Below are 26,114 nucleotides of genomic sequence, written 5' to 3' on the forward strand. Positions count from 1 at the left end.
CGTCAAACTGGTCTGGCGCCGTGCATCGGCGCGCAGTAGATAGAGGGGGGCACGGCGCACAAAGTTCCGGCCGGATTGCGCCACCAATTGAAAGAAAGTTAAAGCAAACATGTCACTCACCGCGGTGCGGCCACCGCAAGCTGCTGCTCGACGGCGCGCAGGAGGCCCTTGCTGTCGGGGGCCGTCAGGCTGGAGTACTGATCCACCAGTTTTCCGTCACGCCCCAGCAAGTACTTATGAAAGTTCCAGCGCGGCGCCGTGCCCGACAGCTGCGCCAGCTGGCGAAACAGTGGCGAGGCCTCCGGCCCCTTGACGCTGCTCTTGGCAAACATCGGAAATTTCACGCCAAAGGTGTTCTCGCAGAACTCGGCAATCTGCTGGTTGCTACCCGTTTCCTGAGAGAAGTCGTTGGAGGGAAAACCGAGCACGACCAGGCCCTTGTCCTTGTAGCGGCTGTAGAGCTCTTCCAGCCCTTTGTACTGGCCCGTGAAGCCGCAAAAACTGGCCGTATTGACGACCAGGACGACTTTGCCGCTGTACTGGCACAGGGACTGGGGCTTTTCGTCCTGCAGACGAAGATAGGTGTGCTGAAGCGTGGCTGGGCAGGTGGCAGCGCCGTCAGACGCCAGCGCCGCCGGCGCAGTGAGCACCAACGCGCCCAAGGCGGCTGTCTGGAAGAGTCTGAAAAGAATGTTCATGGCTGGACGTCGCGCGCTGGAGGTGCCCCAATTTAACCGGTTCATCACTTTTTGTCCAATGCAGTTTTTATTTGTACTGATTGGTATACGTTTGACCGGGCGTTTTGGATTCGGGCAGTTGTGAAGAAATGTTACGCGAAATGATAAAACGCGCAAGGCAACCTTCCCTGCCCTCCACGAAAGCGGTACGGAAGCCCGGCAGGGGCATCAGCCCGGTAGCAGACGGCCGGCCGTGCGCTGCCGTCACCTGGGTGACCAGGCCGACGGCTTGGGAGGAGTGGGGATAAATCAAAGCAGGGCGGCCTGCCCCGTTGGGTTACCGCGGGTCAGGCCAGGGTCAGAAGGCGGTCGAGCGGCAGGCTCACGCGCACGTCGCGCGCTGCGACGACGCCAGTCACCTTCCAGGGCGGCATGCCCGTGTCACGCGGGATGGGCTCGCCGGTGGGCATGCCATCGCGGTTTGTCAGCACAGCCACTCGCGGGGTGGTGGCCGTTACGCCACGGCGGATCACTACGCCGACTTCCTTGCTGGCCAGGCGCACGAAAGAACCCGGGGGGTACACGCCCAGCGTCTTGACGAGGGAAGCACCTGCTTCGTCCACCTGTTGCGCTTCGTCGTAGTAGCTTGCCTGCATGGCGGCCGTCACCGGCATCGGCAAGCGGGCGGCGCGGGGCGCCAGGCGCGCGCCAAAAACGTCGGCACGCTGGATCAGGCGGGCCATCTGCTGCCCTTCGCTTTTGCCGGCCAGGGGGCCTGGTATGCGGTGGTGGTGGCAGCGCACCGCCTCCAGCCACACCGCGTCGGCCACACCCAGGCTGCGGAGCATTGCTTCCGAGCGCGCAGAGTGGGCTTCTATCGCGGCAACCTGCTGAGCAGTCAGGGGGTTTGACTGCTGGGCGAGCTGGTCCTGTAGTTCCGACATGCCGATGTTCATCGTCAGCCCGGCAGCCCCGAGCACATGCACCCGCGCATCGGGCCAACGGAACATTTCGCGCCCTACCAGCATGCACGCGCACGAAACCAGCATGGCATGCGTGGCGCTGTACATGCGCGATTCCTGGGCCGAAAGGTAGACCAGCGCCAGCAGCGTGGCGTCTGGCGTGGTCGCGCAATGGCGGGCCAGTTCTTCCAGAAGTGGCCGGAAACGTGCCGCGAAATCCACCGGTGACGGGGCGCGGAGCAACTGGGTCGTCCGCAATTGCAGTTCCGGCCAGTCGGGCAGCACGCGGCCGCGGGTGCGGGAAACCGGATCTTCGGCCGCGCTCATCTTCATGGCGGCGATCTCGCCCAGGTTGGTGTCGGCAATCAGCATGCGCTGCAGCTGGGCCAGGTAAGCGCGGTAGCTTTCGCCCGACTCATCCGTGTCCACGCAGAGCTGGCGGCCGCGGCCCACCATGGTGGCCAACTCTTCCCGTGACCGCACCACATAGCCCTTCTTGGCCAGCAGGGCGCCGTCGTTCCCCCGCAGCGCAAACGGCAGGGGGTTGCCCAACTGGATGGATTCGATGCTGAGGCTGACGAGGTTCATGGGAACTTCGGATTATGGGAGAACACCGGGCCGGCAATGGTCACGCTTAAGGGGGAATTGCCCTATATCTCGGCAGACATGTGGCGGAACTCCGGGCTCACCGCAACAACCTGCCCGCCCCCCGCCGGGGCAGACGGCTCGTTGCGCCTGGCCTGTCTGGGCACCCTCACGCTCACTGCGGCAGGGATGGGGCAGCGCCTTCCTGCGGCTGGGGCTTCCGTGCGGGAAGCCCGCGTGCGCGGCGGAGCATGCGGCCCAGCCACTGCCCGACATCGTCCACCCCCGTGAACACCGCCGGAATCACCAGCAGGCTCAGCAGAGTGGAGGTGATCAGCCCTCCGATCACCGCCACCGCCATGGGCGAGCGAAAGCTCGGGTCGGCCGCGCCGATGCCCAAAGCGATCGGCATCATCCCGGCGCCCATGGCCAGCGTGGTCATGATGATAGGGCGCGCGCGCTTGTGGCAGGCGTCGATCAGCGCGTCAAAGCGGCTCATGCCGTGTTCACGCCGCGCCAGGATGGCGTACTCCACCAGCAGGATGGAGTTCTTGGTGGCAATGCCCATGAGCATGATCAGCCCGATGAGCGAGGGCATCGAAAAACTCTTTTGCGCAATCAGCAGCCCTACGAACGCGCCGCCCAGCGACAGCGGCAGCGCGGCCAGGATGGTGACCGGGTGCAGAAAATCCTTGAACAGCAGTACCAGCACGATGTAGATGCACAGCACGCCGGTCAGCATGGCCAGGCCGAAGCTGGCAAACAGCTCGCCCATCATCTCGGCGTCGCCAATGGTGATCTGGCGCACGCCGGGCGGCAGGTTCTGGATGGCGGGCAGCGCGGCCACGGCCTTGGTCACTTCGCCCAGCGGCTGGCCCGACAGCTCGATCTCGAAGTTGACGTTGCGGGCGCGGTCGTGCCGGTCGACCACGGCCGGGCCGCCGCTGAACTCCAGCGTGGCCACCTGCCCCAGCATCACCGGGCCTTTGCTGCCCGGCACCGGCAGGCGTTCGAGCACCGACAGGTCCTGCCGGGCCGCATCCTGCAGCTTGACCACGATAGGTACCTGCCGCGAGGCCAGGTTGAGCTTGGGCAGCGACACGTCGTAGTCGCCCACGGTGGCAATGCGCAGGGTTTCGGCAATGGCGCTGCTGGTCACCCCGAGGTCGGCGGCGCGGGCGAAGTCTGGGCGCACCGCGATTTCGGAGCGCACCAGGCTGGCGGTGGACGAAATACTGCCCAGGCCGGGGATGGTGCGCAGGTCTTTCTCGACCGCCAGCGCGGCCGAGGTGAGCGCCTGCGGGTCATCGCCCGTGAGCACCAGCACGTATTTCTCGCCCGAGCCCCCCAGGCCCACCTTGCTGCGCACGCCGGGCAGCGTCTCCAGCGCCGCGCGGATGTTGTTCTCGATGCCCTGCTTGCGCGGCCGGTCGCCCCGCTCGGCCAGCAGGATGGTGAGCGTCGCCTTGCGGGTTTCAGCATTGGCGCCACCCATGAACGGGTCGGAGCCCGCCGAGCCCGCGCCGATCGTGGTGTAGACGCTCTGCACGTGCTCCACCTTCGCAATGCGCTCGCGCGCATCCTCGGCCACGGCGCGGGTCTGCGCCAGCGTGGCGCCCGGAGGCAACTCCAGGTACACCTGCGTCTGCGAGTTGTCGTCCGGCGGGATGAAGCCGGTAGGCAGCAGCGGGATGAGCGCCAGCGAGCCGATGAAGAACGCGCCCGTGCCCAAAAACGTGAGCCAGCGATGGCGCACGCACCAGGCCGCCCAGCGCAGGTACACGCGCATCCAGCCCGGGTCCTGCTCATGAGCCGTGACGATGGGCTTGAGGATGTAGGCCGCCATCATGGGCGTGAGCACGCGGGCCACCACCAGGCTGGCAAACACCGCCAGCGATGCCGTCCAGCCAAACTGCTTGAAGAACTTGCCCGCAATGCCGCTCATGAACGCGGTGGGCAGGAACACCGCGATCAGCGTGAACGTGGTGGCCACCACCGCCAGGCCGATTTCGTCGGCCGCCTCCATGGCGGCCTGGTAGGGCGTCTTGCCCATGCGCAGGTGGCGCACGATGTTCTCGACCTCCACGATGGCATCGTCCACCAGGATGCCCACCACCAGCGACATGGCCAGCAGCGTGATCACGTTGATGGAAAAGCCCAGCAGGTGCATGCCGATGAACGCCGGGATGATGGACAGCGGCAGCGCCACGGCCGACACAAACGTGGCCCGCCAGTCGCGCAGGAACAGCCACACCACCACCACCGCCAGCAGCGCGCCTTCGTACAGCAGGTGCATGGAGCCGTCGTATTCCTCCTGCACCGGCTGCACAAAGTTGAAGGCCTCGGTGACGGTGAGGTCGGGGTGCTGCTCGCGCAGCTCCTTCAGGGCCGCCTGCACGGCAGCGCCCACCTCGACCTCGCTGGCGCCCTTGCTGCGCGCCACCTCGAAGCCCACCACCGGTTTGCCATTGAGCAGGGCCAGCGCCCGGCGCTCGGCCACGGTGTCGGACACCTCGGCCACCTGGTCCAGGCGGATGTGGCGGCCGTCAGGCAACGCCAGCGTCAGCTGCGCCAGCTCTTGTGCCGATTGCACCGTGGCCAGCGTGCGCACGGGCTGCTCGCTGCCGCCCAGGTCGGTGCGACCCCCAGCGCTTTCGGTCTGCACCAGGCGCAGCTGCCGCGACACATCGGCCGCGGTGGCGCCCAGCGCCTGCAGCTTGAGCGGGTCGAGCGCCACATGCACCTGCCGCTCGGCGCCGCCTACGCGCGTCACCGCGCCCACGCCGCGCACCGTCAGCAGCTTCTTGGCCACCGTGTCGTCCACAAACCAGGACAGCGCCTCGTCGTCCATGCGGTCCGAGGCGATGGTGAAGGCCAGCACCGGCTGCGCGGCCAGGTCCATCTTGGTCACGATGGGGTCGCGCACGTCGCCGGGCAGCTCGCCGCGCACGCGCGCCACGGCAGAGCGTACGTCGTCCAGCGCCTCCTGCGTGGGCTTCTCCAGGCGGAACTCGGCGGTGATGGTGGCACCGCCGTCCTGCACCTTGGTGTAGATGTGCTTGAGGCCCTGCAGCGTGGCTATGCTGTTCTCGATCTTGCGGGCGACATCGTTTTCAAGCTGCGCGGGCGACGCGCCAGGCAGGGCGACCGTGACCGAGATGGTGGGCAGGTCGATGTCCGGGAAGTTCTGCACCTTCATGGCGTTGAACGACAGCAGGCCGCCGAAAGTCAGCAGCACAAACAGCATCAGCGCCGGTATCGGGTTCTTGATCGACCAGGTAGAGACATTCATCTGGAATGCTCCTTATTTAATAGCATTAGGGGCAATAGATACCTGGACCCCAGGCGCTTTTGGCATCAAATCGCCTGCGGGAGCCCTCAAAACGGCCGCCGGGGCTGCCGCCACGCGTACCAGATCACCATCATTCAGAAAACCTGCGCCGCGCACGGCGATGGACACCCCAGCGTCAAGCCCCGACAGCACTTCCACCCGGTCGGCCACGCGCCGCCCCGTGTTCACCTTGCGCATCTGCACCCGGTTGTCCGGCCCCACCACGAACACATACGCAAAGCCGTCGCGCACCACCAGTGCCTCCTGCGGCACCGTGAGGGCATCGCTCTGGCCCAGGGCGAATTCGCCTCGCGCGAACATGCCCGCAAGGATGGCCGCGGATCCCGCCCCCGCGGTGGCAGGCAGATCGACATACACCAGCCCGTTGCGGGTCTGCGGGTCCACCGTAGGCGCAATCATGCGCACCGTGCCCTCGGCCGTGGCACCACTGGCGGCGGTCACGGTAACCTTGTCGCCGGGCTTGATGCGGCGCAGTTCAGTCGAGGTCACTTCCGCCCGCCATTCCAGCCGGCCCTTGCGCACCATGCGGAACAGCTCGGTGCCCGCGCCCAACACCGCGCCCACGGTGGCGGTGCGGGCCGAGATCACGCCGCTGTCGGGCGCCAGCACCTGCGTGTGGCGCAGGCGCAGCTGCTGCGCGTTCAGGGCTGCGCGGGCTGCCTCCACCCGCGCCTGGGCCGTCTGCTCTGCCGTGGTGAACTGCTGGATCTGCTGCTGGCTCAGCGCGCCAGTGGTCTGCAGCGACCGGGCCCGCTCGGCATTGGCCGCAGCTTCAGCGGCGGTGGCCTGCGCCTCCAGCAGGCTGGCACGCACCTGGGCCACTTCTGCCTGCACCGTGTCGGGCGAAAACGTCGCCAGCACTTGCCCGGCCTTGACCACATCACCTACGTTCACGCGCACTTCGGTCAGGCGCAAGCCGTTGCTCTCGGCGCCGATGATGGCCTCTTGCCACGCAGCAATGCTGCCGTTGGCCGCCAGGCGGATGGGAACCGACGTGCGCTGGGGTTGTGCCGTGCTCACCGTGAGGGCCGGGCGCTGCGCATTGGCCGCCTTGGGCTCATCGGCCGCACGCGATGCGCCCGAGAACACCAGGGCGCCGCCCGTTGCGAGCACGCAGGCCGCGATCACGGCCAAAGTGGCGGGAGAGAGCTTGAGAGGGAGCGAGGAGCCTTGCATGGAGATCCGTCCTTGTAGATTCAGGTCCGCCGTGGGCGGGGCTGCGCGCAGCAGCAGGAAAGGTGACTCATTCGGTCCAGCCGCCGCCTGCGGAGCGGTACAGCGCCACCCAGGCGGCCATGCGTTCGTGCTGCAGGGCCACCAGCGCGTTCTCGGCGGCCAGGGCCGTGCGGCGGGCGTCTTCGAGCTCGACCAGGCTGGCCAGGCCACCGCGCCAGCGGGCCTCGGTCGCATTGAACGATGCGCGATAGCCCTCGGCAGCGATGCGCGCGCTGGCACTGCGCTCGGCCGTGCCCTGCAGGCGCGCCAGCGCCTGCTCGACCTCGCTCACCGCCTGGCGCACACGGGCGCGGTACAGCGCAGCGGCCTCTTCATAGCGCGCCTGTGCTGCGTCCACCTGCGCGGCGCGGCGGCCACCGTCAAAGATCGGCACGCTCAGCGCCAGCGGGCCGATGGTCCAGGTGCTCAGGTCGGTGGTGACACCGCCGGTGCGCACCCAGCCTGCCCCCACCGAGCCCGACAGCCCCAGGCGCGGATACCGCTGGGCCTGGGCGCTGCCCACCTCGGCGCTGGCGGCGGCCACATCGCGCTCGGCGCTGTACACATCGGGCCGCTGGGCCAGCACCTGCGCGGGCAGGGCAGCGATTGAAAACAGTGCGTCGGGCGCAGCCTGTGCGGGCAAGGCCGCAAGCCGGGTACGCATGCGCGGCTCTTCCCAGCCGGTCAGCGCGACCAGGGCCTTGGTGTCCACATCACACTGGGTGCGCTGCTGCGACAGGCGGGCCGCTGCCTCCGCGGCACTGGCGCGGGCCAGCGCCGCGGTGGCGGGGGCGGTGAAGCCGGCACGCTCGCTGAGGCCCGACAGGCGCGATGTCTCTTCGCGCGACCGCGCATCACGCACCGCCACGTCCAGCTGCCGCAGGCAGCTGCGCAGGCTGCTCACCTGCAAGGCCACCTCGGCCGCCACGCTCACGCGGGCTTCGTGCCACTGCGCCTGGGCGCCCGCCAGCCGTTCGTCGGCAGCCGTCTTGGTGGCTGCGTTGCCGCCAAACAGGTCCAGCTCCCAGCTGGCCTGCAACCCGGCCTGCGCGGTGGTGGCCGTGCTGCGCACCTGCTCGTTGAAGCCCCGGCTGGCGCTGGCCTGGCCGTCGAGCGACGGCCCCAAAGCCGCCCTGCTGGCGACCTGCGTAGCCCGGGCCTGGGCAATGCGCGAACGCGCCTGCGCCATGCCGGGGCTGACAGCCTGCGCCGACTCGATCAGCTCGACCAGCAGCGGATCGTCCACCCGCGCCCACCAGCGGGCGAGGTCCTCCACAGACCCGCCGTGCGGCAGCGGGGCCTGCCAGCCCGTGGCTACCGCTGTCTGCACCTGTGCGGGCGGCGGGGTGGTGGAGCAGGCGGCGAGCAGGAGCACGAGCGCTGCCGCGACAAGGGTGCGGTGGGTTGATGGCATAGGGGAATCACATCCGGGGTTTGCGGGCAGGGCGTACGCCGGGTTTCGAAGGGGGGTTGGTCGATGCGAAGGGCAAATCTGCTGCACCCCTCTCGGTGCGCGCAGCAAGGCGCCGCCCGCGCTCGCCATCCACCATGAAGCAGGCAAAGTCCACCAGGCGCGACGTGGTGGCGGCCAGTGCACGCGGGCTCGCCGTCAGCCCCGGGCGCACCGCCTGCACCACATCGCGGCCCACGTAGTACTGCAATGCCAGGGCCGTGATGGCCATGGCCAGGCGGTGTACATCGTCGTCTGCGGTCCTGAGGTCAAACTCCTTGCAGAGCAACGCCACCAGTGCCGCGTGGGCGGGCTTGATGTCGCATTCCAGCTCCTGCTCCCACAGGCCCGTCGGGTCCAGCATCTCGCGAAAGTGCAGCCGCATGCACAGCTCCACCAGCTGCCCTTCATGCAGGGGCTGCATGAAGCTATGGATCAGAAGGGTGATGACCTCGCGCAGGCTGGGTGCAGGGCCGTCCTTGGGCCAGGCATCCAGCGACACGGGGCTGCCCATGGGCTCGGTGAAGGCCGCGCGGTACAGCCCGTTCTTGTCACCGAAGTAATAGCTGATGGATGCCGGGTTGACAGCCGCGGCCTGCGCGATCTGCCGGATGGAGGTCTTGGCAAAGCCATGCTCTGCAAAGAGCTGCAAGGCCGCATGGAGCAGCCGCGTGCGCGCGGCCGCCGCCTCGACGGGCAACGGAGTGGATGACGTTCGGCGGCGGGAAGATGAGGCGGGGGGAGACATGGCCCCGGATTACAACACTGTTAATCAAACGATTGATTAACTTTTTTGTTTCAGTAAATGTCAATACTTGGCGGTCGTGGCCGCCAGGCCCACGAGCTCACGCGAACACGCAAGGGCGTGCGCGCACGACAGTCGGCGGGTCATCACGTTGTCACGTTGTTGAGTCCACTGGCACAAAGCAAAAGAAGCACCAGATGAGGCCGGGAGCCCCGGCGCACCCGGCCCGGGGGGGAGCTCCGGCGCGCTATCCGCGCGGGCCGAACACTGCCACCCACAGCGCCATCACCGCGTCGCGCTCGGCCTGCACGGTGGCGGGTGCCACCTGCGTGGGGGCCTCGTCAAGCCGCGCGCGGTGCTGCACGCGGCGCAGCTCGCGGTAGGCATCGGCCGCGGCCATGCCCACACCGGGCGGCAGCAGTCCGACCTGCTCGGCGCGCTGCAGCAGGGCGATGTTGCCCACGTTGCCCACCAGCTCGGGGTGCGCGGCGGCTTGCGACAGCACGAGATACTGCACGGCAAACTCGGCATCCACCATGCCGCCGGGGCTGTGTTTCACATCAAAACGCCCTTCGGGCGCGGGGTGGGCGCTGCGCACACGCTCGCGCATCCCCACGATCTCCTCGCGCAGGGCCTGCGCGTCGCGCTCCGACGTGATCACCGCCTCACGCACGGCGTCAAAGCGCTGGCGCAACGGCTCGGTACCCATCACGAAGCGGGCCCGGGTCATGGCCTGGTGCTCCCAGGTCCAGGCGGTGTTGCTGCCGCGGCGCTGCTGGTAGTTGGCGTAGGCCTCGAAGCTGGTGACGAGCAGGCCCGAGTTGCCGTTGGGCCGCAGGGCGGTGTCGATCTCGTACAGGTCGCCCTCGCCCGTCTTCACGGTGAGCCAGTTAATGAGCTTGCGGACAAAGCCCGCATAGACCTCCGGCGCGTTCTCGTCCTCGTCGTCAAACACAAACACGATATCGAGGTCGCTACCGTAGCCCAACTCTTTGCCGCCCAGCTTGCCGTAGCCAATGATGGCGAACTGCGGCGTTTCGCGGTGGCGGTTCTTCAGGCGGCTCCAGCACCACTGCGCGGTGATGCGCAGCACGCTGTCGGCCAGCGCCGAAAGGTCATCGGCCACCTGCTCGACGGTGATGCGGCGCTCCACATCCCGAGCCAGCGTACGGAAGGTTTCGGCGTGCTGGGCACGGCGCAACAGGTTGAGCAGGGTCTCGTCGTCGTCTTCGCCGGTGGACTGCAGCGAGGCCCGCCGCATGGCCAGCTCACGCTCGAAATCAGCCACCACAAACCGTTCGGACAACAGCGAGTCACCTACCAGCTCATCGATGACACCGGGGTGCTGCAGCAGGTATCGGGCAGGCCATTTGGCAGCGCCGAGCAGGTGCAGCAGCTGCTCATGCACGGAGGGGCGCTCCAGCAACAGGGCCAGGTAGCTTTCGCGACGCAACAGGGGTTCAAGCCAGTTGGCAAAGCGCAGCGCGGCTTCTTCGGTCACGCGCCCTTCGGTCAGCCACTGCGCGGTGCGCTGCACCAGCCGGAACAGCCGCGCGCGCGCCTCGTCGCGCAGGCCCTGCACGCGGGCGTGGGTGCGCCACTCGGCCACACGCTCGCGGAAGCCCGGGGGCAGCTGTTCGAGCAGACTTTCCAGCTCGGGCGGTGGCGGGGCCGAAGCGCGCGGGCCGCCGCAGCCGCCGCCATTGCACTGCTTCTTGCTGCCGCCCAGCAGGGTGTCGAATTCCTGCGCCACCAGTTCGCGGTGGGCGTCCAGTTCGTGCAGGAAGGCGCAGCAGTCGCTGTAGCCCAGGGTGTAGGCGATCCAGGCCAGGTCATCGTCGCGCGTGGGGAGCACATGGGTCTGCTGGTCGTCCAGGTACTGGATGCGGTGCTCCACACGCCGCAAGAAAACGTAGGCACGCGCCATGGCATCGGCGGTTTCCTGGGGCATCAGGCCGGCCTGGGCCACGCGCTGCAGCGCGTCGAGCGTGGGGCGGCGTCGCAGCTCGGGGAACTGTCCGCCGCGCACCACCTGCAGCAGCTGCACGGTGAACTCGATCTCGCGGATGCCGCCGCGCGAAAGCTTCACATCGTTGGCGCGCTCGGGGTGGCCCGCGCTGCGCTTGGCCGCGTGGTCGCGGATCTGCCGGTGCAACGAGCGCAGTGCGTCGAACACGCTGTAGTCAAGATACCGGCGAAACACAAACGGCAGCACCACGCCGCGCAGGGCCTGCACGCCCGGGCTGCCAATGCAGCTGCGCGGTGCCACTACACGGCTCTTGAGCCACGCAAACCGCTCCCACTCGCGGCCTTGCACCTGCAGGTATTCCTCCAGCCCGGCCAGCGACACGGCAGGCGGGCCCGAGTTGCCGTTGGGCCGCAAGGCCAGGTCCACGCGGAAAACAAACCCGTGCTCGGTCGTGTCGCCGACCAGGCTGTAGATGGCCTTGACGGCGCGTGCGAAGTATTCGTGGTTGGAGATGCAGCCACGTCCGTCGGGCATGCCCGCGGTCTCGCCGTCATGCTCGTAGACGTAGATCAGGTCGATGTCGCTCGACACATTGAGTTCGCGCGCACCGAGCTTGCCCATGCCGATGATCCACAGCTCGACCGGCTGGCCTTGCGGGCCGCAGGGTACGCCGTGCCGCTCGTCCAGTTCACGGCGGGCATGCGTGCAGGCGCGGTCCAGGGCCAGCTCGGCCAGCTCGGTCACTGCACGGGTCACGTCTGCCAGTGGGAGCTCGCTGTCGCAGTCGAGCTGTATGAGCCGCTCCATCACCAGCTGGCGCAGCACGCGAAGCGCCGCCCCGGTATCAAGGCCGCGGGCCAGCAGCGCATCGCAGGCCTGCTGCATGGACGCCAACACGGGAATGCCCGGTGGCAGCAGATGCAGATCGGCTTCGTAACGGCGGTGCAGGCGCTGGAAAAAACGCGAGTGCTCCGCCAGCGCAACGCCGGGTATGCGCGGCGCGCAGCGCGGGTCAGCGGACGGCGTCTGCATGGGGCGCGCGGAAGCTGGCCGCGTACACAAGGACACTCGTTTGCACTGAACCCAGGCCGAGGCCGCGGGTCATAATTCCTGCCACATTCAGTTTGACCATGATCGCTCCCACCTCGCACCCCTCTCGCCTGCTGAAAATGATGGCAGGTCTTGCGCGGTGGTCATTGGGTCTGCTGCTCGCCTTCTGGCTGCTGCTGGCCATCGCGTGGGGGGCCCTTCATGGATTGATTGTGCCGCGAATCGGCGAATTTCGCCCGCAGCTCCAGGCGCATGCCACAAAGGTTCTGGGGGTTCCCGTGCAGATCGGCGCTATCGAGGCGCGTACCGACAGCCTCGTGCCTTCGGTGGAACTGCTGGATGTGGCGCTGCTCGATGCCGGCGGCCGCGTGGCCCTGCGCTTGCCCCGGGTGGTGGTGGCTGTGTCCCCCCGCTCGCTGGTCAACTGGAACGCCGAGCAGATCTATATAGAAGAACCTGTGCTCGACGTGCGCCGCACCGCAGACGGGCGCATCCAGGTGGCAGGCCTGGAATTTGCGCAATCGGGCGGCGACAGCAATGCGGCTGCCGACTGGGTGTTCTCGCAGGGCGAGGTCTTCATCAAGGGCGGCACGCTGCGCTGGACCGACGAGCAGCGCAGCGCGCCCGAGCTCGCGCTGACCGACGTCAACCTGGTGCTGCGCAATGGCAACTGGCGCCACCACATGCGCCTGGATGCAACCCCCCCGCCTGACTGGGGCGACCGGTTCACGCTGGCGGGCATGTTCCGTGCCCCGCTTCTGCGTGCACGCGACGGCAACTGGAAGCACTGGAACGGGCAGGTCTTTGCCGACTTTGCGCGTGTCGATGTGTCGCAGCTGCACCGCCACGCCCAGATCGACGGGGTGAATGTGGCCGAGGGGCGCGGCGCCCTGCGCGCCTGGGCCGACTTCCAGCGGGGTGAACTGATGGGCGGAACAGCGGACCTGGCGCTGGCCGATGTGAACGCCACACTGGGGAAGGATCTGCAGGCGCTCGCACTCCCTGCGGTGCAGGGCAGGCTGGGCGGGCGCCGGCTGGCAGGCGGATTTGAGCTGTTCACGCAGGGCCTGCAGTTCCAGACGGACGACGGCCTGAACTGGCCGGGCGGCAACGTGCGCCTGGTGCATACCGATGCCAGCGGCAAGCTGCCGGCGCAGGGCGACTTCCGCGCCGACCGGCTGGATCTGGCGGCATTGGCCCAGATTGGTGCCCGGCTGCCCCTGAGTTCCGCTGCCCACAGCGCGCTGGCCACCTACACGCCGCGCGGGCTGGTGGACGAGGTCAGCGCCACCTGGCGGGGCCCGCTGGATGCCCTGCAGACCTACCAGCTGCGCGGCCGGGTGCGTGGTCTTTCCCTTGCAGCCGAGAACCCGGGCACGGCCCCCACCCACTTCGGCCTGCGTGGAGCCACCGTGGACATCGACATGACGCAGGCGGGCGGCAAGGCAGCGCTGTCGATTGCATCGGGTGCGCTCGTGCTGCCCGGCGTATTTGAAGAGCCCGTTTTGCCACTGGACCGGCTGAGCGCAGACGTGCGCTGGCAGATGGAAGGCGAGCGCATCGCGGTGCAGGCCGCCGACGTGCAGTTTGCCAACGCCGACGCACAGGGCGAGGCCCGCGCCAGCTGGCACACCTCCGATGCGGCCAAGGTGTCGCACCGCTCACGGTTCCCGGGAGTGCTGGACCTGTCGGGCAATCTCAACCGCGCCGACGGCACGCGCGTGCACCGTTACCTGCCCCTGTCCATCCCGGCCGATGCCCGCCATTACGTGCGCGACGCCGTGGTGGCGGGCACGGCCAGCAATGTGCAGTTCCGCGTGAAGGGAGACCTGCACGACCTGCCGTTCAACGACCCCAGGCAGGGCGAGTTCCGCATTGCCGCCCGTGTCAGGGACGTGACCTACGCCTATGTGCCGCCGCAGTTGCAGCCTGCCAGCACGCTGCCGTGGCCGGCCCTGACCGAGCTCGGCGGCGAGCTGATTTTTGAGCGGTCTTCCATGCAGGTGCGGGGCGCCAGCGGCAGCTTTGCGGGCCGGCCGGGCCTGCGCCTGTCGCGCGTGGAGGCGCGCATTCCCGACCTGTCGCACACGGTGGTGGGCGTGGACGCCGACGCACGCGGGCCACTGCCCGAACTGCTGGCGCTGATGAGCAGCTCGCCGCTGGGCGGCATGACCTCCAACGCGCTGGACCAGGCCACCGGCACGGGCAATGCCGACTTCAAGCTGCGCCTGAGCCTGCCCATCAGCGACATGGCCAAATCGAAGGTGCAGGGCAGCGTGGTGCTGGCGGGCAACGAGGTCCGCATCACGCCCGACACACCGCCGCTTTCCCGCGCGCGGGGCACGGTGCAGTTCAGCGAAAGCGGGTTTTCGCTGACGAACATGCAGGCCCAGGCGCTGGGCGGCCCGGTGCGGCTGGAAGGCGGCATGCGTGCGCTGCCTCCCAACGCACCCGCCACCGAATCTGCCGTGCAGTTGCGCGCCCAGGGCACGGCCACGGCCGAAGGGCTGCAGCAGGCCACACAGCTGGGCATGATCGCGCAGCTGGCACGCCGCGCCAGCGGCAGCGCGCCGTACACCATGACCCTGGGGTTCCGGCGCGGGGTGCCCGAGGTCCAGGTCACCACATCGCTGCAGGGCATGGCGCTGGCACTGCCCGCCCCGCTGGCCAAGACGGCTGGCACCAGCACGCCGCTGCGCTTTGAAACCCAGGTGCTGCGCGAGTCACTCACGGGCCTGGCCAGCGCCACCACAACCGGGACGGCAGGACTTCCTCCGCTGCGCGACCAGATCACGCTGGACCTGGGCACCATCGGCTCGGCCACCTACGTGCGCGAGCTGTCGGGTGGCCAGGCGCGTGTGCTGCGCGGCACGATCGGTATCGGGCTGGGTGATGGCGAGTCTGCACCCATGCCGCTCCAGGGCGTGGCCGCCAACATCCAGCAGGGCAAAGTGGATGTCGACACCTGGGAAGACGTGCTCACGCAGGCCACCGCGGGCGCCCCAGGCACGGTCGCCAGTGGCCTCACCGATGCCGTCCCAAAGGGCCCGGCAACCGCAAGCGCCGGCAGCACGGGCAGCGCGCAGGACTACCTGCCCACCACGCTGGCCCTTCGCGCGCGCGAACTGACACTCCAGGGGCGCACGCTGCACAACGTGGTGGCAGGGGCCCTGCGCAGCGGCACCACATGGCGCGCCACGCTGGACGCCAGCGAACTCAACGGGTTTATCGAGTTCAGACAGCCCGGTGCTGCAGACCACCCCAACGGGCTGCTTTACGCGCGCCTGTCGCGCGCCAGCTTGCCGCAAAGCGATGCGAACCAGGTCGAAGCCCTGCTGGATGAACAGCCAGGCATGCTGCCCGCTCTGGACATCGTGGTGGACGATTTCGAACTGCGTGCCAAACGGCTGGGCCGCGTGGAGATACAGGCCCAGAACCGCGGCAGCGAGGGCGCGCAGCGCGAGTGGCGCCTGACACGGTTCAACATCCTGTCGCCCGAAGCCAACCTCACGGCCAGCGGCAACTGGGCGGTGGTGGCCGGCGCGGCGACCGCGAAGCCAGCCGAGCGCCGCACGGTGCTCAACTTCAAGCTCGACATCCGTGACTCGGGCGACCTGCTGGGCCGCATGGGCATGGCCAATGTGGTGCGCCGCGGCAAGGGGCGGATGGAAGGCCAGGTGGCGTGGATGGGCGCGCCCTTCAGCCCCGACTACCGGTCCATGACGGGGGAGATCAATCTCAATATCGAGTCCGGCCAGTTCCTCAAGGCCGACCCCGGCCTGGCCAAGCTGCTCGGCGTACTCAGCCTGCAGTCGCTGCCGCGACGGCTGGCGCTGGATTTCCGGGATGTGTTCAGCGAGGGCTTTGCGTTCGACTTTGTGCGCGGCGACGTCCGCATCGAGCAGGGCGTGGCCACCACCAACAATTTGCAGATGAAAGGCGTCAACGCTGCAGTGTTGATGGAGGGCAGCGCCAACATCGAGGCCGAAACGCAGGATCTGCGCGTGGTGGTGGTGCCCGAGATCAATGCCATGACGGCATCGCTGGTAGCCACGGCCATCAACCCCGTGATCGGCCTGGGCAGCTTCCTGGCACAGGTGTTCCTGCGCGGGCCGCTGATCGAAGCCGCCACGCAGGAGTTCCGCATCGACGGCACATGGACGGACCCGCGCGTGGTGCGCGTGCCCCGTCGCGCGCGGGACGCCATCGCCCCGGCACCGGGGCAGGCCGCCCCCGCGGCTGCGCCTGCGCCCAAGCCTGGAGAACCCTCATGATGCAAGTGGCTGCCATCCAGATGGTGTCGGGTACCCGGCTTGATGACAACCTGCAGGCCGCCCACCGGCTGCTGGAAAAGGCGGCGCGCGAAGGCGCAGAACTGGCGGTGCTTCCCGAGTATTTCTGCATCATGGGTCACCGCGACACCGACAAGCTGCCGCTGGCGGAAACACCCGCTGGCGGCCCCATCCAGGATTTCCTGTCCGCGTCGGCGCGCTCGCTGGGCCTGTGGATCGTGGGCGGCACCCTGCCCATGCAGACCGCCGCCCCCGGCAAGGTACGCAACACCACCCTCGTGTTCGACCCCAGCGGCGTGCAGGTGGCCCGTTACGACAAGATCCACCTCTTTTGTTTTGACAACGGACGCGAGCAGTACGACGAAAGCCGCGTGATCGAGGCCGGTGCCCCCGCAGTGCATTTCGACCTGCCAGCGCGCGATGGCCGCCGCTGGCGCGTGGGGCTGAGCGTGTGCTACGACCTGCGCTTTCCGGAGCTGTACCGGGCCCACGCCCGCGCCGGCGCTGACCTGCTGCTGGTGCCCAGTGCCTTCACTTACACCACAGGCCGGGCGCACTGGGAACTGCTGCTGCGCGCGCGGGCCGTGGAGAACCTGGCCTACGTGTTGGCCCCGGCACAGGGCGGAATCCACGAGAACGGCCGCCACACCTGGGGGCACAGCATGCTGGTAGACCCCTGGGGGACCGTCATCGCATCACTCGACCAGGGCCCAGGGGTCGTCACCGCAACGGTGGATGCCGCACGGATCGACAGCGTGCGCGCGCAGTTGCCGGCCCTCCAGCACCGCGTGCTCTGAATACCGCATGAATTCACCCACGCCCGAAAACGGCACCCCTGACCTGGGCACAACGCTGGCGGCCCCGGTGCAGCCCCGACCGCGCCGCACACTGCTGCAGCGCTGGCGGGGTGCATGGCGGCGCTGGTCGCTGTGGACGGCGCTGGTGGGCCTGGTCGTGTCGATGCTGGCCACCCTGGTATGGCTCGCGGGCCGGTATGAAGAAAGCCAGGTGCAGACCCAGCTGGAGCGCGACGCGGCCGATGCCGTGGCCGACATCCGCGTATCGCTCTCGCGCACCCTGCAGAACCTGCAGGCCCTGCACGCCAACGACCCCGGCGAACTGGCCTGGGAAGTCGGGGCGGCCGACCTGCTGCGCAACCACCGCGAGCTGGTCCGCATCGAGTGGCGCGACGCAGCCCTGCGCGTACGCGACCACCAGCAGTCGCCCTACCGGCCGCTGGCCTGGGACCGGCGGCTGCGCGAGAGCGGACAGTCTGATGCTGCCATTGCCTGCGCCAACGCGCGACGGCTCAGCAGCCCGGCTTACTCCAGCAGCTACTTTCAGCCGCACGGCGACGGCATGGGCTCGGAAATGATGGACCTGTGCCTGCCGCTGACCACCGGCGGCAAGATCACCGGCTTTGTCGTGGCCACGTTTTCGCTGCGCGAAATCCTGCTCAACCTGGTGGCACCCAACCTCACGCGCCGCCAGGAGGCCTCGTTCATCGAGCCCGACGGCACCCGGCTGGCCGTGCTGGGCGCTGCACGCAAGGGCTCGCGCATGTTCACGTCGCAGCACCTGCTGGACATGCCCGGCAGCACCCTGGTGCTGCGCATGGACACCTGGCACGCGGCGCCCAGCCTGTTTCCCAACGTGCTCACGGCGCTCGTCACCGCGATGTCGATTGCGCTGGTCACGGTGATGGCAGTGCTGGTGCGCGACAACCGCCGCCGCCTGCGTGCCGAGCGCGATCTCGCAGACGCACTCGCGTTCCGCAAGGCGATGGAGGACTCGCTGGTCACGGGGCTGCGCGCACGGGACCTGGAAGGCCGCATCACCTACGTCAACCCCGCGTTCTGTTCCATGGTCGGTTTCAGCGCAGCCGAGCTGCTGGGCCAGAGCGTGACGGCCCCCTACTGGCCCCCCGAGCTGGTGGACGAATACCGCGAGCGGCAGGCCGTGCGGCTGTCGGGCGGCGAAGTTCCGCCCCGGGAAGGCTTTGAGTCGGTCTTCATGCGCAAGGACGGAACGCGTTTTCCGGTGCTGATCATCGAGGCGCCGCTCATCAACGCGCAGGGCCAGCACACGGGCTGGATGAGCGCCTTCCTGGACATCAGCGAACAGCGCCGCGTCGAGGAGCTGTCGCGCGCTTCGCAGGAGCGCCTGCAGGCCACGGCCCGACTGGCCACCGTAGGCGAGATGGCATCGCTGCTCAGCCACGAGCTCAACCAGCCCCTGGCCGCCATCTCCAGCTACGCCACCGGTTCCATCAACCTGCTGGGGTCTGCCAGCAGCACTGCGCCCGCAGCGCCACACACAGCTGGCCCCGGGACGGCACCGGTCAGCCCCGATGCCCCCGGCTCGCCCAGCCCGGACGACGTAGAGGGCGTGCGCATGGCCCTCACCCAGATCGCCCGCCAGGCCGAACGCGCGGGCAAGGTGATCAAGAGCGTGCACGACTTCGTGCGCCGGCGCGACCAGGCGCGCGAGTCGTTGCCCGCACAGCAACTGCTTGACGCCATCCTGCCGCTGGTCAGCCTGCAGGCACGCAAACTGCGCGTGCGCGTGCAGACCCATGTCGAGCATGGCCTGCCGCCCGTCCTGTGCGACCGCACGATGGTGGAACAGGTGCTTCTGAACCTGGCGCGCAACGCCATGCAGGCCATGGACCACCCCGACATCCACCAGCGCGTGCTGGATATCCGCGTGCTCAAGACAGCCACCGTGCAGCGGGCGGGATGGATCAAGTTCACGGTGACCGACCTCGGCACCGGCATCGACAGCGATGTGGCCGCCAAGCTGTTCACGCCGTTCTACACCACGCGCAGCGAGGGCATGGGGCTGGGCCTGAGCATGTGCCGCACGGTGATCGAGCAGCACGGCGGTTTCCTCGGCTTTGCCGCCAACGAGCCCCGTGGTACGGTATTCACCTTCACCCTTCCCGTCGCCTCCTCCCCAGCGCAAAGCCCCTGATGGAACCCGTATCCAACGCCACCGTTTACATCGTTGACGACGACGCCAGCGTGCGCGAGGCGCTGGCCTGGCTGCTGCGTTCGCGCCGCCTGCCCAGCGAGTCTTTCGACAGCGCCGAGGCCTTTGACGCCATGCTCCAAAAGCGCGCACCCCAGCGCCATCCCTGCTGTCTGCTACTGGACGTGCGCATGCCCGGCATGAGCGGCCTGGCGCTTTTTGATGTGCTGGCCGCGCGGGGCGACCTGGCCACCATGCCGGTGATCTTTCTCACTGGGCACGCCGATGTGCCTACCGCGGTCGACACCGTCAAGCGCGGCGCGTTCGACTTTTGTGAAAAGCCCTTTTCAGACAACGTGCTGGTGGACCGCATCGAGCAGGCCCTGGCCCAGTCGGCCGAGCGGCTGGCGCGCGTGCGCGAACGCAGCGACCTGCAGGTGCGCCTGGGCGACCTGACCGAGCGCGAGCGCGATGTGATGGACCTGGTCGTGGCCGGATTGCCCAACAAGCTGATTGCCGATCAGCTCGATATCAGCGTGCGCACAGTGGAAGTGCACCGCTCGCGCGTGTTCGACAAGATGCAGGTGAAGTCGGCGGTGGAACTGGCGAACCTGCTGCGCGCCGGCAAATAGCCGGGGTGAGCCCGGCTGTACCGCGGCCCCGGCCTCTGGCGAACCGGTTACCCGCGCGGCCGTTCGCCCACAAAGATTTCCACACGGCGGTTGCGTGCGCGGCCTTCGGCCGTGTCGTTGGTGGCAATCGGGCTGCGCTCGCCCATGCCGTCGATGGCAATGCGGCGCCCGTCAACACCCCGCGCCGTGAGGTAGTTGCGGGTGCTGGACGCGCGCTCCACCGACAGCGGGTTGTTCACGCTGTCATTGCCGGTGCTGTCGGTGTGGCCGACGATGCGCACATCGCTGTTGGGGTTGTTGCGCAGGCCAGCGGCAAACTGGTCCAGCACCGGGCCAAAGTTTGCCTGGATGTCCGAGCGGCCCACGGCAAACGAGATGTCGCTGGGGATATTGAGCATGAGCTGGTTGTCCGCCGTCTGCGACACCACCACACCGGTGCCGCGCGTGGCCTGCTCCATCTCGCGCTTTTGGCGTTCCATGTTCTGCGACCAGATGTAGGTGCCCAGAGCCCCCACACCCGCACCCACCACTGCGCCAGTGCCAGCATTGCCGCCCGTCGCCGAGCCGATCACTGCGCCCGCCAGTGCGCCCACCCCGGCACCCGTGGCCGTGCGGCGCTGGGTGTCGTCCATGCTGGCGCAACCGGTGGCCAGAACGACGGTGGCGGCAACGCCCCAAAGAATGTCTTTGCGCATGTGATCTCCTTGAATGTAAACAGGCGGCCAGCACCCGATGCGTACCGGCCATGCGCTTGCTGCTTTCCGCAAAGGCGGCAGCCCCTGAGGGAATGCCCGCCTGCCGAAGCCGCCCAGCGCAAGCCGTGATGGTGGCTGCCAGTGCCGCGGTCCGCTATCGGTGCACGCAGCCAATGGCCGTAGGACAGGAGCCCGAACCGGTCACAGGTCAGGTGGGTGCCAGGTCCCAGCACAACGGAAAGGGCCCTGCAACAGCGTCAAGGTCCCGCGTGAAGGCGCAAGGACGCCGCGGTCAAAGAGAAAAGCGAGGCAAAGGAAAAGAACGTGGCGCCCGCGCCGGGGGCCTACGCTGCGGGCGGCGAAGGCGGTGAAGGAGGCTTCCGGTCGTCGTCGCCCGAGGCGGGGGGCACGGGAAGCTCGCCGCCCTTGCGCCCTGAAAACATCGTCCACCAGACGATGGCAATCAGCAGCACCAGCGCCAGCAGCGCTTCAAGCAAAATCAGCCCCATGAAATCGACCCCTTTGCGCCTTGTTCTGACGGCGCTGATTGTAGGAATGCTGGCCGCGTGCTCCACACCCATGCCGCCAAGCCCCACTCCGCCCGGGGCCATATCCACGCAGCCGCCCGTCGGCGCTTTGCCACCTCCGGCCGCCGTTCCGCTGCCCGGGGACACCGGCCCGCTGCCGCCGCCCATCGCGCAGCCCAAAAGCCGCTGGATCCCCGTGCGCTGGGCAGAGCTGCCCGGCTTCACGCAGGACGCGCTGCACGAGGCCTGGAACGCCTGGATCAAGAGCTGCGAGCGCCCCGCCCCGCCGTTCACCGCGCTGTGCGGCGAGGTGCGCCAGCTGAGCATTGCCACCCCCGACGAGCAGCGCGCGTGGCTCATCGCCCGCCTGCAGCCCTACCGCGTCGAGGGGCACGACGGCAACGCCGACGGCCTGCTGACCGCCTATTACGAGCCCATGATGGAAGGCGCCCGCCAGCCCGGCAACGGCTACACGGTGCCCATCTACCGCCTGCCCGCCAGCTTTGGCGCGCGCAAGCCCTGGTACACGCGCCAGCAGATCGAGACCCTGCCAGAAGCCCAGGCGGCGCTGCAGGGCCGGGCCATCGCCTGGCTGCGCGACCCGGTCGAGTCGATGGTGCTGCACATCCAGGGCTCGGGCCGCCTGCGCATTACCGAGCCTGATGGATCGGTGTCGATGGTGCGCGTGGCGTATGCCGGCACCAACGACCAGCCCTACGGCAGCATCGGTCGCTGGCTGCTCGACCAGGGCTACACCCGCGACGCAACCTGGCCCGGCATTCGCGCCTGGCTGGCCGCCAACCCGCAGCGCACCAACGAGCTGATGTGGACCAACCCGCGCTACGTGTTCTTCAAGGAGGAGCCGCTGGCGGGCATGGACGCGGGCTTTGGCCCCAAAGGCGCGCAGGGCGTGCCGCTCACCCCCGGCCGTTCCATTGCGGTCGACCGCCAGAGCATCCCTTACGGCACGCCGGTGTGGCTGGCCTCCAGCGGCCCGCAAGTGCAGCTGAGCCGCATGGTGCTGGCGCAGGACACGGGCAGCGCCATCCTGGGGGCGGTACGGGCCGACTATTTCACGGGCTGGGGGCCGGAGGCGGGCGACATTGCGGGCCGGCTCAAGCAGGGGCTGCGGCTGTGGGTGCTCTGGCCGAGGTGATTTGAGGCAATATCGGCCTGAAGTCCTTTATTTGATTGCACCTGTAGCTATTATTTTTATAGCGTTTTCTGCGCTTTGTGCGCTTCGCGCGCGCTGACGCGCCCCGTCGCACGTCGCACGTCGCATGCGGCATCGCAGGGTTGAGGCCTCATCGCACCGCGGCCGGCCGGGCATCCTCTCCACGCCACTGCAGCGGTATCAGGTGGTACAGCGGGCTGGGGTCGGTCTGCCAGCCCGGCGGGGCAGGTGGCGAGCGCGGGGCCGGTCGCCCGGGGGCACCGTCCGCCTCTGCGGCCATCGCAGCCAGCTGCTGCATCCATGCCGGGTCCACCGTACCGGTGGGTGCCGGGCGCGAGAAGATCAGCTCCAGCATGCGGCGCGCGCGCCGGTCGCCTGCACTGGCGGCGATCTGGTACAGGCGCACCGCCTCGGTGTAGTTGGCGGGCACGCTCTCGCCCCGGTGGTAGCGGCGGGCCTGGTCGTACCAGTCGCCGGGCGTCTGGCGGCCGGGCGGGTTGCGTGCGGCTTCGTCGGCGCGCAGGCGGCTGGCCAGCAGGCGTGCGTTGGCGGCGGCGGCGCCCGACTGTGGTGCTGCGCTGCGAAACTGTTGCAGGGCTTCGTTCAGCTGGCCCGCGGCAAGGTATTCCAGGCCCAGCTCGTTGGCCGCCTGGGCGCTGCCGGCGCTGGCTGCTTCGGCCAGCAGCGCACGCAGTTGCGGCCGTGCGGGCGGCGGCTGGAGATGGACTCCGGGGGGTGTGGTCGCAAAGGCGGTACGGTCCTGGGCCTCCAGCGGCGACAGGGCTACCGCTGCGTGCCATTGCAGGTATCTCGCCAATGCGGGCGCATGGCGGGCCAATGCGGACGTCCAGCGACTGGCCCCGGCTGGATTGGGCGCAGTCACGCAGCCACTGATCTGGCACCACGCCAGCCCCGCGGGTGCCAGCGGGTGGCCCAGCGCCTGGGCGCGTTCAAACCATTGCTGTGCCAGGGGCGCGTCGGGGGCCATTCCCACCCCGTGCAGGGCGAGCAACCCCAGCAGCCAGGCTGCCTGCGCGGGGCTGGCGGCCTCGGTCGCAGCGGGTGGCGCACGTGAGCCCGCCGGGGGCCGCAGACCTGGGGCGCGGGGAGCGGCAGCAGCCGGCTTCTCGCCCTGCGCGGTAGCGCGAAGGCTGCGCACGACGGCCTCCAGGGCAGGGGCGTCAGGGCCGGCCGGGTGTGGCGCGGTCGGGCTCCAGCCGCTCTGGTCCGTGCTGACGGCCGGCGTGTCCGCCGGGCCTGGCAAGGCCCGCGCCGAGGCCACCGCCACGCACGGCACCAGCGCACAGACCAGTACACAGGCCGCGCCCAGCACCGCGGCCCGCGACGCACCCGCCGGTGCGACGCGCAAGCGGGGCGGCGCACTGGCGGCCTTTGCGATGGAGTGGCCCATGCCGGTGATGGTGCAGCGCATGCGGGGCAGCCGGTCAGGAACGCGGCGCTGGCGGAGCCTTGGAAGTCGGCCCGGATGCCGGGGCGGGGACAGGCGCTGCCTTGGCCGCTGGCGGCGCAGCGCGGCGTGGCACCACGGTCCAGTAGACCGCATTGCCGGTATAGCCCGTAGCGCCCCACAAGGCGGCAAAAGCCTCGTTGATCTTCTCCAGCGTGCGGTAACCGGCAATCGGCTTGAGCGGCGGGCCGCGCAGTTCTTCGGGCAGGCGCGCCGACGCGTCGCCATCGGTGGCAAAGCACGCCACGCCTTCCGTGCCAGGACTGGCTGCGTCCATCACGAAGCCGGGGTTCGGGCTCATCCAGTCGGGGATGCGCAGGGCCTGGTTGGCCGACACCCAGCCGCTCGTGTTGGCACGGTTGGGCAGCAGACGCATGACGGTGCCAGTGGCATCCGACAGGTAGCACTGCAGGTACGAGGCACGCGATACCGTGGCCGACAGAAAGATCTGTTCACCCACCTCGAAGGCCGTGCGGTCCAGCAGCACGTTCTCGATCTGCAGGTCGATGGTGCGCTCAACAGCGGCCGCGCCGTACAGCAGGCTGCTGGTGGTTACAGCGGGCAGCGCCGATTCGGCGACTGCCGCACTGGGGCCCGGGGCCGGGTCGGTAGGGTTCCAACCGATGCGGGCCAGGGCGCCGTCGGGCGACAGGCCGACAAAGTCGCGCAGCGCCCGTTCATAGGTGGGGAAATCAACCACGCCCGTCACCACCATGCCGTTGTCGGCCTGAAATCGGGCCAGCGCGGCGCGCAACTGCGTGCTGTGGGCGGGGGTGGGCTCGGCCGTCGCGACAACCTCTGCGCCCAGGTAGCCGCGGCTGGCCAGTGCGCGCGCCACCAGCTGCCAGCGCACGGCGGATGACCCCTCGCTGAACCAGTCGCGCAGCTGGCGCTGAAAGTCGGGGTGGTTCTGCTCCAGCGTCAGGCACTGCCAGTAGGGCACGCGTGCCCACTTGCCCACCAGCTCGATCGTGGCCAGGTCTACCAGCGTGCGTACCGCGCTGCCCGAGCCCTGGGTGTAGTCGCGCCCCACGTTGAACTGCACGCCATAGCTTCCGATGCGGCCCGCCAGGTCCACGCCCTGCCCGCCGCTGCCCAGGATGACCTCGTTGGCCGAGTCCAGCCCGGGGATCAGCGTGCGCGTGCGGAAGTCACCCAGGTGCATTTCCAGTCCGATGATCGTGGCGTTGCGGCTCTGGCTGTAGCCCAGGTCAACCCGCGGGCCCGAGAGGCCGGTGTCGAAGCGGTTGCTCAGCACGTTCTGGTCCACAAACGAGATCGCGCCCGAGAAATACAGCGCCGGGCGCTGCAGCTGCATCTGGTTGTTGTTGAGCAGGATGGTGGTCAGGTTCTGCACCGTGTCCTGCCGGGCGATGTCCACCTCGTAGTCCACGTAGCGAAAGGCATTGCTCAGGCGGGACATCTGCGACAGCGCCGTGATCACCATGTCCTTGCTGCCCACGGCCACGCGGCCCGAGTAGTCAGGGATCTGCTTGCTGGTGACCAGCGTGGTGGGCAGCTGGGCGGCGCGCAGCATGTGGTCCATGCACATCAGCGAGTCCGAGAAGCTGGAGATGGATCGCGCTGGCCGCACCGCAGGCCGGTCGGCAATGGATGCGTGTTCCAGCAAGGCCTGATCTTTGCGCGGGTCCATGGGCGTGGCGCAACCCGCCAGCAGCGCAAGGCCCAGCAGCGCGGGCCACAGCGCGGTGCGCGCACCCTGGCAGCGCGGCAGGCTGTTGCCCGCTCGGTGTACGGAAGGTGGCGCCAGCAGGGCAGCGTTGGTGGACGGCAGCATGGTGTGGGCTCTCGTGATCTTGTTCGGGCTGCCTGGGCAACGGGCTGGCGTGCCGACCGCAGCCCCGCCGGGCGCTGGTATGTATGAGTTAGCGGCAGATGTTCACCAGGTCGCCGCGCAGCACCACCACCTGGGGCGTGCCACCGGGGCCGTACTTTGATGCACCCGCTGCACCTGCAGCCACGGTATTGCTGCCCACTTCCTGCACACATGTCTTTTGCATGCCCTGTGCGCTCGCAGTGGTCACCACGTCGGTGTCACCGAGCTGGCCCTGGGCATCCTGCGCAAATGCCCTGGCCTCATAGCGTGCCACCCGGGCGCGCAGCCAGGAGGGCATCTCCATGGCGGGGTCCAGCTGGCCAGGCTGCGCTGCCGGCCCGATGGGCTGCATCTGCACCGTGGGGTTGCGGGTGAGCACTACCGGGTCTTCGCCCGGCGCCTGGGCATGCCCGGCAGTCGCCAGAAGCAGGCCGGCTGCAGCCAGTAAAAGGCGTGGCGTGGCGCGATAGGTGTGCATGGGGAGTCTCCGGGATGGCAGGGAAAGAAATGGAGC

General features: G+C 68.6%; 17 protein-coding genes. 5 read left to right on the forward strand and 12 right to left on the reverse strand.

From position 1 onward, the window contains the following. Positions 1-116 precede the first annotated feature (116 nt). The 7 genes from ACTPOI_RS01720 to glnE all read right to left on the reverse strand — a co-directional run bounded on the left by ACTPOI_RS01720 (position 117) and on the right by glnE (position 11,987). On the reverse strand, positions 117-698 hold the full coding sequence (locus tag ACTPOI_RS01720; RefSeq protein ID WP_440105789.1) for a glutathione peroxidase: 582 nt from the start codon (positions 696-698) through the stop codon (positions 117-119). Positions 699-1,024: 326 nt separating this feature from the next. Further along, positions 1,025-2,227 carry an HD-GYP domain-containing protein gene (locus tag ACTPOI_RS01725; RefSeq protein WP_440105791.1) on the reverse strand — a complete coding sequence of 401 codons (1,203 nt, stop codon included), beginning with the start codon at positions 2,225-2,227 and terminating at the stop codon, positions 1,025-1,027. 172 nt (positions 2,228-2,399) lie between these two features. After that, a complete protein-coding gene (locus tag ACTPOI_RS01730) occupies positions 2,400-5,516 on the reverse strand; it encodes an efflux RND transporter permease subunit (RefSeq protein ID WP_440105793.1) in 3,117 nt (1,038 codons plus the stop codon). A gap of 12 nt (positions 5,517-5,528) precedes the next feature. Next, positions 5,529-6,752, reverse strand: coding sequence for an efflux RND transporter periplasmic adaptor subunit (locus ACTPOI_RS01735; RefSeq protein WP_440105795.1), 1,224 nt, complete (start codon positions 6,750-6,752; stop codon positions 5,529-5,531). Positions 6,753-6,819: 67 nt separating this feature from the next. Next, the gene (locus ACTPOI_RS01740) at positions 6,820-8,205 is read right to left on the reverse strand and encodes an efflux transporter outer membrane subunit (protein ID WP_440105797.1); all 1,386 of its coding nucleotides are present in this window, start codon (positions 8,203-8,205) and stop codon (positions 6,820-6,822) included. Positions 8,206-8,212: 7 nt separating this feature from the next. Beyond that, complete coding sequence (locus ACTPOI_RS01745; protein ID WP_440105799.1) at positions 8,213-8,989, reverse strand: CerR family C-terminal domain-containing protein; 777 nt, start codon at positions 8,987-8,989, stop codon at positions 8,213-8,215. Between the two features lie 244 nt (positions 8,990-9,233). Continuing rightward, complete coding sequence (gene glnE, locus ACTPOI_RS01750; RefSeq protein WP_440105801.1) at positions 9,234-11,987, reverse strand: bifunctional [glutamate--ammonia ligase]-adenylyl-L-tyrosine phosphorylase/[glutamate--ammonia-ligase] adenylyltransferase; 2,754 nt, start codon at positions 11,985-11,987, stop codon at positions 9,234-9,236. A 98-nt stretch (positions 11,988-12,085) separates the two neighbouring features. Between glnE and ACTPOI_RS01755 the strand changes: the two genes are divergently transcribed. Genes ACTPOI_RS01755 through ACTPOI_RS01770 form a run of 4 tightly spaced genes read left to right on the forward strand, consistent with a single transcriptional unit; the run spans position 12,086 to position 19,899 of the window. After that, positions 12,086-16,279 (forward strand): YhdP family protein, encoded by a 4,194-nt coding sequence (locus ACTPOI_RS01755; RefSeq protein WP_440105803.1) that lies wholly within the window; start codon positions 12,086-12,088, stop codon positions 16,277-16,279. Continuing rightward, complete coding sequence (locus ACTPOI_RS01760; RefSeq protein WP_440108238.1) at positions 16,279-17,094, forward strand: carbon-nitrogen hydrolase family protein; 816 nt, start codon at positions 16,279-16,281, stop codon at positions 17,092-17,094. The genes ACTPOI_RS01755 and ACTPOI_RS01760 overlap by 1 nt, the downstream gene beginning before the upstream one ends. A 7-nt stretch (positions 17,095-17,101) precedes the next feature. Beyond that, positions 17,102-19,270, forward strand: coding sequence for a sensor histidine kinase (locus ACTPOI_RS01765; protein WP_440105805.1), 2,169 nt, complete (start codon positions 17,102-17,104; stop codon positions 19,268-19,270). Next, positions 19,270-19,899: a response regulator transcription factor gene (locus ACTPOI_RS01770; RefSeq protein WP_440105807.1), complete on the forward strand. Its 630-nt coding sequence runs from the start codon at positions 19,270-19,272 to the stop codon at positions 19,897-19,899. The genes ACTPOI_RS01765 and ACTPOI_RS01770 overlap by 1 nt, the downstream gene beginning before the upstream one ends. 47 nt (positions 19,900-19,946) lie before the next feature. Here the strand turns inward: ACTPOI_RS01770 and ACTPOI_RS01775 are convergent, their stop codons facing one another. Beyond that, positions 19,947-20,594 carry an OmpA family protein gene (locus tag ACTPOI_RS01775; RefSeq protein WP_440105809.1) on the reverse strand — a complete coding sequence of 216 codons (648 nt, stop codon included), beginning with the start codon at positions 20,592-20,594 and terminating at the stop codon, positions 19,947-19,949. A gap of 344 nt (positions 20,595-20,938) precedes the next feature. Continuing rightward, positions 20,939-21,103, reverse strand: coding sequence for a hypothetical protein (locus ACTPOI_RS01780; protein ID WP_440105811.1), 165 nt, complete (start codon positions 21,101-21,103; stop codon positions 20,939-20,941). Here ACTPOI_RS01780 and mltA point away from each other — a divergent pair. Beyond that, positions 21,102-22,277 (forward strand): murein transglycosylase A, encoded by a 1,176-nt coding sequence (gene mltA, locus ACTPOI_RS01785; protein ID WP_440105813.1) that lies wholly within the window; start codon positions 21,102-21,104, stop codon positions 22,275-22,277. The two genes, ACTPOI_RS01780 and mltA, sit on opposite strands and share 2 nt — an antisense overlap. 148 nt (positions 22,278-22,425) lie before the next feature. Here mltA and ACTPOI_RS01790 read toward each other — a convergent pair whose 3' ends face one another. The 3 genes from ACTPOI_RS01790 to ACTPOI_RS01800 form a co-directional block, all read right to left on the reverse strand. After that, positions 22,426-23,727 (reverse strand): hypothetical protein, encoded by a 1,302-nt coding sequence (locus tag ACTPOI_RS01790; protein WP_440105815.1) that lies wholly within the window; start codon positions 23,725-23,727, stop codon positions 22,426-22,428. A gap of 13 nt (positions 23,728-23,740) precedes the next feature. Next, a complete protein-coding gene (locus tag ACTPOI_RS01795; RefSeq protein WP_440105817.1) occupies positions 23,741-25,561 on the reverse strand; it encodes a DUF4384 domain-containing protein in 1,821 nt (606 codons plus the stop codon). Positions 25,562-25,649: 88 nt separating this feature from the next. Continuing rightward, positions 25,650-26,078 carry a hypothetical protein gene (locus tag ACTPOI_RS01800; protein WP_440105819.1) on the reverse strand — a complete coding sequence of 143 codons (429 nt, stop codon included), beginning with the start codon at positions 26,076-26,078 and terminating at the stop codon, positions 25,650-25,652. Positions 26,079-26,114 lie beyond the last annotated feature (36 nt).

The sequence above is a fragment of the Acidovorax sp. BL-A-41-H1 genome, assembly GCF_051942715.1.

Bases quoted from the DNA above. Each gene is read 5' to 3' on its own strand.
- ACTPOI_RS01795 (WP_440105817.1), bottom strand. From the start codon at position 25,561: ATGCTGCCGTCCACCAACGCTGCCCTGCTGGCGCCACCTTCCGTACAC.
- ACTPOI_RS01790 (WP_440105815.1), bottom strand. From the start codon at position 23,727: ATGCGCTGCACCATCACCGGCATGGGCCACTCCATCGCAAAGGCCGCC.
- ACTPOI_RS01800 (WP_440105819.1), bottom strand. From the start codon at position 26,078: ATGCACACCTATCGCGCCACGCCACGCCTTTTACTGGCTGCAGCCGGC.
- ACTPOI_RS01770 (WP_440105807.1), top strand. From the start codon at position 19,270: ATGGAACCCGTATCCAACGCCACCGTTTACATCGTTGACGACGACGCC.
- ACTPOI_RS01745 (WP_440105799.1), bottom strand. From the start codon at position 8,989: ATGTCTCCCCCCGCCTCATCTTCCCGCCGCCGAACGTCATCCACTCCG.
- ACTPOI_RS01720 (WP_440105789.1), bottom strand. From the start codon at position 698: ATGAACATTCTTTTCAGACTCTTCCAGACAGCCGCCTTGGGCGCGTTG.
- ACTPOI_RS01735 (WP_440105795.1), bottom strand. From the start codon at position 6,752: ATGCAAGGCTCCTCGCTCCCTCTCAAGCTCTCTCCCGCCACTTTGGCC.
- ACTPOI_RS01775 (WP_440105809.1), bottom strand. From the start codon at position 20,594: ATGCGCAAAGACATTCTTTGGGGCGTTGCCGCCACCGTCGTTCTGGCC.
- ACTPOI_RS01730 (WP_440105793.1), bottom strand. From the start codon at position 5,516: ATGAATGTCTCTACCTGGTCGATCAAGAACCCGATACCGGCGCTGATG.
- ACTPOI_RS01760 (WP_440108238.1), top strand. From the start codon at position 16,279: ATGCAAGTGGCTGCCATCCAGATGGTGTCGGGTACCCGGCTTGATGAC.
- glnE (WP_440105801.1), bottom strand. From the start codon at position 11,987: ATGCAGACGCCGTCCGCTGACCCGCGCTGCGCGCCGCGCATACCCGGC.
- ACTPOI_RS01765 (WP_440105805.1), top strand. From the start codon at position 17,102: ATGAATTCACCCACGCCCGAAAACGGCACCCCTGACCTGGGCACAACG.
- ACTPOI_RS01780 (WP_440105811.1), bottom strand. From the start codon at position 21,103: ATGGGGCTGATTTTGCTTGAAGCGCTGCTGGCGCTGGTGCTGCTGATT.
- ACTPOI_RS01725 (WP_440105791.1), bottom strand. From the start codon at position 2,227: ATGAACCTCGTCAGCCTCAGCATCGAATCCATCCAGTTGGGCAACCCC.
- ACTPOI_RS01755 (WP_440105803.1), top strand. From the start codon at position 12,086: ATGATCGCTCCCACCTCGCACCCCTCTCGCCTGCTGAAAATGATGGCA.
- mltA (WP_440105813.1), top strand. From the start codon at position 21,102: ATGAAATCGACCCCTTTGCGCCTTGTTCTGACGGCGCTGATTGTAGGA.
- ACTPOI_RS01740 (WP_440105797.1), bottom strand. From the start codon at position 8,205: ATGCCATCAACCCACCGCACCCTTGTCGCGGCAGCGCTCGTGCTCCTG.